General features: G+C 63.9%; 9 protein-coding genes. 6 read left to right on the top strand and 3 right to left on the bottom strand.

The window, feature by feature from the left end; all coding sequences use genetic code 11:
• Positions 1-49 precede the first annotated feature (49 nt).
• The 3 genes from lpdA to sucD all read left to right on the top strand — a co-directional run bounded on the left by lpdA (position 50) and on the right by sucD (position 3,709).
• The gene (lpdA, locus tag KUV86_RS17415) at positions 50-1,486 is read left to right on the top strand and encodes a dihydrolipoyl dehydrogenase (RefSeq protein WP_222164255.1); all 1,437 of its coding nucleotides are present in this window, start codon (positions 50-52) and stop codon (positions 1,484-1,486) included.
• Between the two features lie 184 nt (positions 1,487-1,670).
• Complete coding sequence (gene sucC / locus KUV86_RS17410; RefSeq protein WP_206944423.1) at positions 1,671-2,837, top strand: ADP-forming succinate--CoA ligase subunit beta; 1,167 nt, start codon at positions 1,671-1,673, stop codon at positions 2,835-2,837.
• The gene (gene sucD / locus KUV86_RS17405; RefSeq protein WP_206944421.1) at positions 2,837-3,709 is read left to right on the top strand and encodes a succinate--CoA ligase subunit alpha; all 873 of its coding nucleotides are present in this window, start codon (positions 2,837-2,839) and stop codon (positions 3,707-3,709) included. Before sucC ends, sucD begins: the two co-directional genes overlap by 1 nt.
• A 324-nt stretch (positions 3,710-4,033) precedes the next feature.
• Here sucD and KUV86_RS17400 read toward each other — a convergent pair whose 3' ends face one another.
• The 3 genes from KUV86_RS17400 to KUV86_RS17390 all read right to left on the bottom strand — a co-directional run bounded on the left by KUV86_RS17400 (position 4,034) and on the right by KUV86_RS17390 (position 8,372).
• Positions 4,034-5,116: a YbhN family protein gene (locus tag KUV86_RS17400; RefSeq protein ID WP_222485920.1), complete on the bottom strand. Its 1,083-nt coding sequence runs from the start codon at positions 5,114-5,116 to the stop codon at positions 4,034-4,036.
• Positions 5,109-6,224, bottom strand: a complete 1,116-nt coding sequence (locus KUV86_RS17395) for a glycosyltransferase (RefSeq protein WP_222485919.1) — start codon at positions 6,222-6,224, stop codon at positions 5,109-5,111. Before KUV86_RS17395 ends, KUV86_RS17400 begins: the two co-directional genes overlap by 8 nt.
• 207 nt (positions 6,225-6,431) lie before the next feature.
• The gene (locus KUV86_RS17390) at positions 6,432-8,372 is read right to left on the bottom strand and encodes an exoribonuclease II (RefSeq protein WP_222485916.1); all 1,941 of its coding nucleotides are present in this window, start codon (positions 8,370-8,372) and stop codon (positions 6,432-6,434) included.
• Positions 8,373-8,679: 307 nt separating this feature from the next.
• Between KUV86_RS17390 and KUV86_RS17385 the strand changes: the two genes are divergently transcribed.
• Genes KUV86_RS17385 through KUV86_RS17375 form a run of 3 tightly spaced genes read left to right on the top strand, consistent with a single transcriptional unit; the run spans position 8,680 to position 11,563 of the window.
• Positions 8,680-9,414 (top strand): GntR family transcriptional regulator, encoded by a 735-nt coding sequence (locus KUV86_RS17385; protein ID WP_206944413.1) that lies wholly within the window; start codon positions 8,680-8,682, stop codon positions 9,412-9,414.
• 9 nt (positions 9,415-9,423) lie between these two features.
• Positions 9,424-10,560, top strand: coding sequence for an N-acetylglucosamine-6-phosphate deacetylase (nagA, locus tag KUV86_RS17380; RefSeq protein ID WP_222239276.1), 1,137 nt, complete (start codon positions 9,424-9,426; stop codon positions 10,558-10,560).
• Entirely contained in the window at positions 10,544-11,563 is a 1,020-nt protein-coding gene (locus KUV86_RS17375) for an SIS domain-containing protein (protein WP_206944409.1), read from the top strand. The genes nagA and KUV86_RS17375 overlap by 17 nt, the downstream gene beginning before the upstream one ends.
• The last annotated feature ends 18 nt before the right edge of the window (positions 11,564-11,581 follow it).

Raw genomic sequence — 11,581 nt, 5'->3', positions numbered from 1 at the left:
ACAGGGATTTATTGCAGAGCCTCTGCACACAGAACGAACAGGAGCCAACATGGCCGACAAGTATGATGTGATCGTCATTGGCGCGGGCCCGGGGGGCTACGTGGCCGCCATCCGTGCTGCCCAGCTGGGTCTGAAGACTGCCTGCGTCGAGAAGTGGATCGGCAAGGAAGGCAAGGTAGTGCACGGCGGTACCTGCCTGAACGTGGGCTGTATTCCGTCCAAGGCGCTGCTCGAGGCGTCCCACAAGTACGTCGAAGCCAAGCACGACTTCGACGACATGGGTATTCAGGCGGGCGACGTCAGCATGGACGTGTCCAAGATGATGGCCCGCAAGGACAAGATCGTTAAGCAGCTGACCGGCGGTATCTCCGGACTGTTCAAGGCCAATGGCGTGACTGCCATCGAAGGGACCGGCAAGGTCGTGGCCAAGAACAAGGTCGAGGTCACTGACAAGGACGGCGGCACCAGCACCGTCGAAGCGGATAACATCGTGATCGCCGCTGGCTCCGTGCCGGTAGAGATTCCGCCGACACCGCTGACCGAAGGCCTGATCGTCGACTCCACCGGCGCGCTCGAATTCCAGGACGTGCCCAAGCGTCTTGGCGTGATCGGTGCCGGCGTCATTGGCCTCGAGCTCGGTAGCGTATGGAGCCGTCTGGGTTCCGACGTGACCGTGCTGGAAGCGCTCGACAGCTTCCTGCCCATGGTCGACTCCGCCATCGGCAAGGAAACCCAGAAACTGCTCAAGAAGCAGGGCCTGGATATCAAGCTGAATGCTCGCGTGACCGGCTCCGAGGTCAAGGGCGAGGAAGTGGTCGTCAAGTACGAAGACAATGAAGGCGAGAAGGAACTGACCTTCGACAAGCTGATTGTCTGCGTCGGCCGTCGTCCTTACACCAAGGGCGTGGTCGCTGATGGCCTGGGCGTCGAGCTGGATCAGCGTGGTTTCATTCACGTCGACGATCAGTGCCGCACCAGCGTGCCGGGCGTTTTCGCCATCGGCGACTGCGTGCGTGGCCCGATGCTGGCCCACAAGGCCTCTGAAGAGGGCGTGATGGTGGCTGACGTCATCGCTGGCCATAAGGCCCAGATGAACTATGACGCCATCCCCAGCGTGATCTACACCCACCCCGAGGTGGCGTGGGTCGGCATGAACGAGCAGGACGCCAAGGCGGCTGGCATCAAGGTCAAGACCGGCAGCTTCCCGTTTGCGGCAAGCGGTCGTGCCATGGCCAACAACGCCACCGACGGTCAGGCCAAGATCATCGCCGATGCGGAAACCGATCGCGTGCTGGGCATGCATATCGTCGGCCAGCATGCCGGTGAGCTGATCGCCCAGGGTGTGATCGCCATGGAATTCGGCTCCAGTGCCGAGGACCTGGCGTTGACCTGCTACGCGCACCCGAGTCTGTCCGAGGCGGTTCACGAAGCCGCACTGGCAGTGGAAGGCCATGCCATCCACGTCGCCAACCGCAAGAAGCGCTAGCAAGACAACAAGCGTCCGGCGCACTCCGGCAAGCCTGTGCAGCTCTGGCAGGCTTGCCGGCGCTTGTTGCCGACGCATCGCCGCCGACCATGTATCGGTGGCGGTCGGTGGCGTCCCACACGACTGATCCTGCGGGGCAGGGTGGGGCGCCGTTCGAGTCACATGCAACCAATGGCATGAATCGATGAACCTTCACGAGTATCAAGGCAAGCAGCTGTTTGCCGACTATGGTCTGCCTGTTTCCAAGGGCTTTGCCTGCGACACCCCGGAAGAAGCCTATGAGGCGTGCAAGAAGATCGGTGGCGAGCAGTGGGTCGTCAAGGCCCAGGTGCACGCTGGCGGCCGCGGCAAGGCCGGTGGCGTCAAGCTGATCAAGAGCCCGGACGAGGCCAAGGCCTTCGCCGAGCAGTGGCTGGGCAAGAACCTGGTGACCTTCCAGACCGATGAACACGGTCAGCCGGTCGCCAAGATTCTGGTCGAGAACTGCACCGACATCGCCAACGAGCTCTACCTGGGCGCGGTGGTGGATCGTGGCACCCGCCGCGTGGTGTTCATGGCATCCACCGAAGGTGGTGTCGAGATCGAGAAGGTCGCCGAAGAGACGCCTGAGAAGATTCTCAAGGCCGAGATCGATCCGCTGGTCGGCGCGCAGCCGTACCAGGCGCGTGAGCTGGCCTTCGCCCTGGGCCTCGAGGGTGCCCAGGTCAAGCAGTTCACCAAGATCTTCCTGGGCCTGTCCAAGATGTTCCACGACAAGGACCTGGCGCTGCTCGAGATCAACCCGCTGGTTATCACCGACGAAGGCAACCTGCACTGCCTCGACGCCAAGATCAACCTGGATGGCAACGCGCTGTATCGCCACCCGGACCTGCAGGAAATGCGTGACCCGTCTCAGGAAGACGAGCGCGAAGCCAACGCCGCCCAGTGGGACCTGAACTACGTGGCCCTGGAAGGCAACATTGGCTGCATGGTCAACGGCGCTGGTCTGGCCATGGGCACCATGGACATCATCAAGCTCCACGGTGGCCAACCGGCCAACTTCCTTGACGTGGGCGGCGGTGCCACCAAGGAACGTGTGGCGGAAGCCTTCAAGATCATCCTGTCCGACGACAGCGTCCAGGCGGTACTGGTCAACATCTTCGGTGGCATCGTGCGTTGCGACATGATCGCCGAAGGTATCATCGGTGCTGTCGAGCAGGTCGGCGTGAACGTGCCGGTCGTCGTGCGTCTGGAAGGTAACAACGCCGAGCTGGGTGCCGAGAAACTGGCCTCCAGCGGTCTGAACATCATCGCTGCCAAGAGCCTCACCGATGCGGCTCAGCAGGTTGTCAAGGCAGCGGAGGGCAAGTAATGAGCATCCTGATCGACAAGAACACCAAGGTCATCTGCCAGGGCTTCACTGGCGGCCAGGGGACCTTCCACTCCGAACAGGCCATCGCCTACGGCACCAAGATGGTCGGCGGTGTGACCCCGGGCAAGGGCGGCCAGGAACACCTGGGCCTGCCGGTGTTCAACACCGTCAAGGAAGCCGTCGAGCAGACCGGCGCTGAAGCCAGCGTGATCTACGTGCCCGCTCCCTTCTGCAAGGATTCCATCCTGGAAGCGGCCAACGCCGGCATCAAGCTGATCGTGTGCATCACCGAAGGCATCCCGACCCTCGACATGCTGGACGTCAAGGTCAAGTGCGATGAGCTGGGCGTGCGTCTGATCGGTCCGAACTGCCCGGGTGTCATCACTCCTGGCGAGACCAAGATCGGCATCATGCCGGGCCACATCCACAAGCCTGGCAAGGTCGGTATCGTGTCTCGTTCCGGCACCCTGACCTATGAAGCGGTCAAGCAGACGACTGACCATGGTTTCGGCCAGTCCACCTGTGTGGGTATCGGCGGCGACCCGATCCCGGGCTCCAACTTCATCGACATCCTCGAGATGTTCGAGAAGGATCCGGCCACCGAAGCGATCGTCATGATCGGTGAAATCGGCGGTACCGCAGAGGAAGAAGCCGCTGCCTACATCAAGGAGCACGTCACCAAGCCGGTGGTCTCCTACATTGCAGGTGTGACTGCGCCTCCTGGCAAGCGCATGGGCCACGCTGGTGCCATCATCGCTGGCGGCAAGGGCACTGCGGATGAGAAGTTCGCGGCTCTTGAAGCGGCGGGCGTCAAGACCGTGCGTTCCCTCGCCCAGATCGGCGATGCCCTGAAGGAAGCGACCGGCTGGTAAGCGGTCCTGGCGTCACAATAGGCGTCAGCACAAAGGCCACCTTCGGGTGGCCTTTTTTGTGGGCGTTTCCACGGATATGTCGCCTGAATCTCTGGTCTCTAATGTGCGGGGCTAGATCGCGGGGCTAGATCGCGGGGCTAGATCGCGGGTCTATCGTCCGGGGCTAACGTTTGGGTCTGACGTGCGGGGCTAACGTTCGAGTCTACCGTGCGGGGCTAACGTGCGGGTCTAACGTGCAGGTCTATCGCGAGGTCTAAAGGCCTCTGAGCTGGCGGGCGAGAGCCTTGACGCTCTGACGCCCGCCCTGACGCCCGCCCTGACGCCTTAGCAGCGACGCTTCCACACGCTTGATAGCTGCACTGCAAAGACCGGGGCCCCGGCCACCAGGTAAAGGTGATAGCTGACCAGACGCCAGATGATCACTGCGGCGGCCGCTTGCTCCCGCGCCATGACGGGCAGCAGCAGCGCGCCGACGCTGACTTCAGCAGCCCCGGCGCCGCCGGGTAGCACGCTGAGCTGGCTGGCGGCCATGGCCAGCATCTGGACCAGAAAGGTCCAGGCCCAGTCGGCCTGACCACCGACACCGAGCACCGCCAGATAAAGAAGGCTGTAGCGTGCCAGCCAGTGCAGGCTGCAAAGCAGGAAGATGCCTGCGAGTATCGGTGGCGGCAGTTGAAGTGTGTTCATGAGGGTGTGGCGACAGCGCAGCAAGCGCCTGACGCCCCAGCGTCTTGCTCGCGGTTTGAGAGACAGGCGTGCAGGCCACCAGGCCGTGATGACGGACAACCGCGGCGGATAGCGAAGCCATCTCGGTAGCCAGACGATGATGGCGGTGAAAGCGGCCAGTGCGACCATGAGCCCGATCAGTGCCGCCTCGACCAGCGACTGGTGGGGCCAGCTTGCCACTCCTCCCAGCGACAGCGCCACCAGCAGCCCCAGCATCAGGCTGAAGAACAGCATGTCGGCCAGTTGGTCGACCAGAAAGATCGCCGAGCCCTGAGCCGCGGGATAACCCCGGCGCGACAGCAGCCACAGTAGCGTGGCGACGCCGCCACCGCCGGCCGGAGTGGCGCATAGGGCGAATTTTGACGACATCTCGATGGCCAGGGCACCCGTCTGGCCAAGCCGTCCCGCGCGGCCATTCAGCATTAGCCTCAGGCGCGCCGCGTTCAGGTTCCAGCAGAGGATCGCCAACGCCACCATCAGGCACAGCGTTTCAGGGGGAAAGGTCATGACCGCGCCCAGGGTGCCAGTGCCTCCCAGCCACCAGGGCACCACCAGCGAGAGCACGATGGTCAGGGCCAGCAGGCCGGCCTTCACCAGCAGTCCTGTGCGATGTCGGGGAGACTGACGCGCGCCGTCTTGGGCAGGCCTGAGTCCGCTATCGGTGGATGGCCCTTCAGCCATGGCGTCGCTTGGCAGGAACGATAGGGTCGACGACGGCTTCATAGTGGTGCAGCAGTGACAGCATGACCTTGTCCCAATTGAACTGACGTTCGACGAAGCGCCGGGCATGGCGTCCCGAGGCCTTGGGATCGTTGGCGAACAGGGCTTCGGTGGCCTCGGCCATGGCCGAGGCAGAATGCGGCTGACACAGAATGCCACCGCCCAGCGGAACGTTCTCGATCAAGGCCCCGGCGCGCGCCCCGACCACCGGGATTCCGCTGGCCATCGCTTCCTGGGCGATCAGCCCGAAGGTTTCGCGGGTGCCCGCATGCAGCAGTGCATCGCTTGAGGCCAGGGCCCTGGCGACTTCATGGATGCCAACGCAGCGATTGATCACGCTGACGTTGGACGGTACCTGGGTTGGCATGCCAGGACCCATCAGCAGCAGGTGATAGGGGTGGCCCAGGCGCTTGGCAGTGTCCAGTAGAATGTCGATGTTCTTCTCCTGGGAGAACCTGCCCACAAAGACCAGCAAGCGGCTATCGGCCTCCAGGCCCAGCTTGAGTCTCAATGCTGGGTCCCGTTTGTCAGGATGGAAGGTGGCCAGATCCACCCCAAGGGGTTGCACGCGTACGCGATCGACGCCCCAGGAGGCAAGTCGGTCTGCCATGGCCTGGCAGGGCGCCAGCACGCTGTCGAAACGCTGGTAGAGGTTGACCACATAGCGCTCCAGACGCCGTCGCACTGGGGCGCCGAAACGATCGCCCATCAGGCGTGGAAGATCCGAGTGATAGAAGCCGACCACGGGTATCCCAAGCTGCTGGCCGGCGTCCAGGGCGGCCCAGGCCGTCACGTAGGGATCGCCGGCCTCGATCAGGTCGGGGGACAGGTCCACGAGCGCGTCTTTCCAGGGGCGACGGCGAAGCGGAAAGCGATAGCTTTGTCCCAGGGGAATACGCAAGGAGGGCAGCTGATGGTGGTCCCCTAGACTGTCTCGCTCTGCGCCAGGCACCACCAGGCTTGTGCGCCACTCGGGAAAGCGTGAAAAGACCCGGTGCTTGGCCTGCAGATAAGTACGAACACCGCCGCTAGACGGCGCGTGGAACATGGTGACGTCGGCGAGATGCAAGGAAGCCTCCGTGGCAGTGACATCGTAGCCACGAGCCTACGAGGGAAATACGACAGTTCTGCGACAGGGGGAGGCGGTGCGCATTGAGGCCCAACAAAAAAACGGCGACCCACAGGTCGCCGTTTTTTTGTTCTATCACGATACGCACTGCTAGATAGCCCTGCCCGCTAGCGGCGCGGTCTGGCCGCTAGCGGGTAGCGCAACCGCTCAGACGCTGGGCTGGGCCACCAGCGAGCGGGTTTCTTCCTTGGCTTCGGTCAGGGCGACACGCACGCTGTCGCCGAGCTTGAAGCGCTCTTCACCTTCGATCTGAATGCGGCCTTCCTTGTCGTCCACCACCACCTTGTCGCGGTCAGCGTGCATCAGCGGAGCCGGGACGAAGGCGGTCGCGCCATTGGCGGTCAGGCGCACGCGCATGCCGCCGCGGTTGATCGCGATGATCTCGGCCTCGAACACATCTTGCTGCTTGGCCGCCGGGGTCAGGTAGCGCACGTACAGCCAATCCTTGACGTCACGTTCCGCGAGGCGGTTGAGACGACGACGCTCGGTCAGCTGTTCGGTCAGCTCGATGCTGGCTTCCTTGGGGGCCTGCTCGCCCTTGAGCACGCGCTTGATCAGGCGATGGTTGACCATGTCGCCGTACTTGCGGATCGGGGAGGTCCAGGTGGCATAGGCGGCCAGTCCCAGGCCAAAGTGCGGACCCGGCTGGGCCGACATGGCGGTGAAGCCCTGGAACTTGCGCAGGCGGGCATCCAGCCAGGCGTCATCGCGACTTTCCAGCGCGCGCTTGAGCTCCTTGTAGCGGGACAGGTCGGTCAGCGCCTCACGTTCGACGCTGATGTCCTGGGTCTCCAGGAAGCTCTGGGCGGCCTCGGCCTTGTCGTCCTCGAAGGCACGATGGACGTTGAAGATGCCATGACCAACCTTGTCGGCAAGCAGCGCCGCGCAGCACGCATTGGCGGCGATCATCGATTCTTCGATCATGCGGTTGGCGATGCGCCGCTGTTCGGTGCGGATCGCCAGCACGTTACCGGCCTCGTCCAGGTCGAAGACATAGTCGGGACGGTCCTTGAACACCAGGGCGTGCTCCTGGCGCCAGCGAGTGCGTGCCTCGGTCAGATCACGCAGGGCCTTGAGCTGATCGCCGATGGACGCTTCAGGTGCCCACTCGCCCTGGCCCTCGAGCCAGTCAGAGACGTTGTCGTAGACCAGGCGAGCCTGTGAACGCGCGGTGGCAGCGAAGAACTGATAGTCACCGAGGCTGCCATCGGCGTTGACGTCCAGGCGACAGGCCAGCACCGGGCGTTCCTGGCCCTCGTGCAGCGAGCACAGATCATCGGCCAGCTGCTCGGGCAGCATGGTGACGTTCTGGCCCGGCAGGTAGACGGTGAAGGCACGAGTGCGGGCCTCGAGGTCGGCGGCGTGGCCTTCCTCCACGTAGGCGGTGGGGTCGGCGATGGCTACCGACAGGCGCCAGCCGCCGTCCTCGCGGACTTCGACGCGCAGGGCGTCGTCCATGTCGCGGGTCTTCTCGCCGTCGATGGTGAAGAACGGCTCCGCGGTCAGGTCCTCACGGGTGAGCCCTTCGTCGCGTAGCGGCCAGTCGGTGCCGGCGTCGGGGCATTCCTGCTCGAGGGCATGGCGGGCCAGGGTGACGCGCCACGGCACGGCGGGGTCGTCGGTCTTGGCCACCAGTTCGTCGATCTGGGTGAAGAAGGCGCGGTCATCCGGCTTGAGCGGGTGGCGCACCAGTCGTGCTACGACCCAGTCCCCATCGCCGATGGTGTTTTCGTCCAGGCTGCGCTTGATGCGCGCCTTGAGGGCGGTCTTGATCGACGGGTGGTCGGGCACCACCGCCAGGCGGCCCTCGCGCAGCTGCACTCGGGCAACGAAGCGCTCCATGTTGCTTTCGATCAAGGTGTCGGGTTCGACCGACTTGCGCTCACCTTCTTCGTGCAGCACCGCCTCGACGCGATCGCCGTGCAGCACCTTCTTCATCGCGGGAGGTGGCACAAAGTAGGACGCACCATCATCGGTTTCGAGAAAACCGAAGCCTTTTTCGGTGGCTTTGATGACACCCGTGACACGGGGGGTGTTATCGCGGATCTGTTGCTTGAGCTGAGCCAGCAAGGCGTTGTTCTGCAGCATGGTCACGATCGAGTGGCGGGAATAAGGGGGCCACTATACGGATTGTTCGCGCGGCGGCCAAACCCCTTGCTCGGTGACAACGGGAAATCAAGATCTTGTGGGTACTTATCGGCCCTTGCCGACACGCTGACAAGAGCAGGGGCCTCCTTTCGCGCCCTGCTGGATACCTCGGGCGGGGTGTTGAGTGGCATCTCCCTTCGCCGTGAAATGCACAGTCAGGGTTCGACCAATGTGGTACTAGATTGGTATTCAATTGGTCTTCATGTGGAGCTATATTGGTCCTATTAGCTCCGAGGACCTGACCGCCATGGATTCACGATTCGATCGTCTAAGACTTGATGGAACGCTGGCCACCCCCCTGTATCGGCAGCTGGCGAATGAGCTGGAGGCCGCGATTCGCGGAGGCGAGTGGCGTGCCGGCGAAGCCTTGCCATCCGAACGCAACCTGGCCGAAGCGCTGGGTGTGTCCAGAATTACCGCCCGCAAGGCCCTTGATCAGCTGGAAACGACGGGCCTGATTCGACGGGATCGCGGTTCTGGCACCTTTATCCGGCCTAGCATGGACCAGTCTCTGACGCGCCTGACCAGCTTCAGCGAGATGTTGACCAGGCGGGGGTTTCAGCCTCGCTCGGAGTGGATCGCACGTGAGCGTTGCCAGCCCGGCAGTGAGGAGAACCTTCGCCTCGGGCTGTCCAGCAACGCCCAGGTGTCACGGCTCAAGCGTCTGCGCCTTGCCGACGATGTGGTGATGGCGGTCGAAGAAAGCTGCCTGCCGGTCACGGTGTTGCCCAACCCCATGGATGTGGATGTGTCCCTCTACCGCTGGCTGGAGGACGCCGGTACGCCGATCGTCCGCGCGCGCCAGCAGGTGACGGCGGTCAATGCCGATGCCGAGCTGGCCGCCCTGGCCCAGGTAGCACCAGGGCAAGCGCTGCTCAAGGTCACCCGTCTGGGGTTTCTCGCCGACGACACTCCTGCCGAGTTAAGCGTTACTTACTGTCGCACTGACTACTACGACTTCACCGTTGAGCTTGTCCGCTAGGAGGTGTCCATGACGATCGCTGCTACCCGCTTGAGCGGCAATATATTGACCCCGGAGGGCTGGTTGCTGGGTCACATGCGGCTGGAAGATGGCCGCATTGCCGCGATAGAAGGTCGCCCCGTCGACCCTGAGCAAAACGATGCTCCGCGGCTGATTCCGGGATTCATTGACCTGCACGTGCATGGCGGCGGGGGAGCGGACGCGATGGAGGGGGCCGCCTCGGTGGCGACCCTGGCACGCACTCACCTGCGCTTTGGTACGACCAGCCTGCTGGCGACGACCATGACCGCCACTCCGGCACAGGTCCGCGCGGTGCTGCGGGAGATCTCGACCTACATGCGTGAGCCGGAGCCCCAGGCATCGCGAGTCCTGGGCGTGCATCTCGAAGGACCCTACATCAACCCTGGCAAGCTCGGTGCCCAGCCGGCCCATGCCCAGGTCGCCAGCGTGGCCGAGATGGACGAGTTGCTGGCGCTGGCCCCGATCCTGGTGGTCACACTGGCCGCCGAGATCAGCGGCCATGGTGAGGTGATTCGTCACCTCAGCGAACAGGGCGTCAAGGTTCAGCTGGGCCACACCCTGGGCAGCTACGAGGACGGGGTGGAAGCCTTGGCACATGGCGCCTGTGGCTTTACCCACCTGTTCAATGCCATGACCGGCCTGCATCACCGCAAGCCCGGCATGGCCGGTGCTGCGCTAGCCCACGCTGAGTATGCCGAGATCATCCCGGATCTGTTGCACGTTCATCCTGGGGCTATTCGCACTGCGCTTCGCTGTATCCCGCGCCTGTATGCGGTGACCGACTCCACCGCGGCGGCAGGCATGCCCGATGGCGACTACCGCCTGGGAAGCCAGACGGTCTCCAAGTGCCTGGGCGGTGTGCGCCTGGCAGACGGCACCCTTGCGGGCAGCACGTTGACGATGGATCAGGCGCTGCGCAACTTCGTCGGTCTCGGCCTCAGCCTGGCCGAGGCTTCGGATCGCTTGTCGCGTTTTCCCGCCGACTTTCTTGGGCGCACCGACGTGGGCCGCCTGGAGGTTGGCGCGCGCGCCGATGTCGTCACGCTCGATCCCCAGTTAACGCTTTCGGCTGTCCACCTGGATGGTCATCTGGTGTCAGGAGACCCCCATGTCACTCATGCTTGAAGAGGCGCTGAATGCGCCGGAACGACTGCGCGGCCAGCTGGCGCGTAACCAGACCCTGCTGCGCGATCTGGGGGAGCGGCTGCGCCATGAAGCGCCCAGCGCTGCCGTGACGGTGGCGCGGGGCAGCTCGGATCACGCCGCCAGCTATCTGGCCTATCTGTGCATGCAGGCCCGGGGGATACCGGTGGCATCGCTGCCGCCCTCCCTGTCGACGCTTGCACGCACCCCCTGGAAGCTTCAGGGACAGCTATCCATTGCCATTTCCCAGTCGGGCCAGAGCCCCGATCTAGTGGTCAGCCAGCGCGCTCTGAAGCAGGGAGGCGCCACCACTCTGGCCTTGGTCAACACCGCTGAATCGCCACTTGGGCAGGCCAGCGATATCGAGATACCGCTGTTCGCCGGAGAAGAACGCAGCGTGGCAGCCACCAAGAGCTTCCTGGCGACCCTGAGTGCTGGGGCCCAGTTGCTGGCGCACTGGAACGAGAGTGCCATGCTGCTGGGCGCACTCAACGAGCTTCCCGATCGGTTGGTGGAGGCTGCCGCTCAGGACTGGAGCCCTGCCGTGGAAGCGCTCAAGGATGTCGATCGCTTGATGGTGATTGGACGTGGCGCCGGCCTGGGGATCGCCCAGGAGGCCGCGCTCAAGTTCAAGGAAACCTGCGGTATCCAAGCCGAGCCGTTCAGCGGAGCTGAGGTCAAGCATGGGCCGATGGCGTTGATCGAGCCCGGCTACCCGGTGCTGGTGTTCGCTCCCCCAGGCGCCGAGCAGGCCGGTCTGCTGGAGCTTGCGGAATGGCTGGAAGGCGTCGGGGCCAAGGTGCTGCTCGCCGCTGACGAGAGGGTGGCCCGGCGACAGCTGACGCTGACCGGCACCAGCCATGAGGCCCTTGAGCCGCTGTCCGTCATTCAGAGCTTCTATCCGATGGTGGCACGTCTCGCCGAGGCGAGGGGGATCGATCCTGATCAGCCCCGTCACCTGCGCAAGGTGACGTGCACGGTCTAGTGCGATCCCTTCCACCCA

This window comes from Halomonas sp. DP8Y7-3 (assembly GCF_019801675.1).
GTDB classification, from domain to species: domain Bacteria; phylum Pseudomonadota; class Gammaproteobacteria; order Pseudomonadales; family Halomonadaceae; genus Halomonas; species Halomonas litopenaei_A.
The sequence above is the reverse complement of the archived record's forward strand: the minus strand, read 5'-3'. Positions and strand labels throughout refer to the sequence as shown.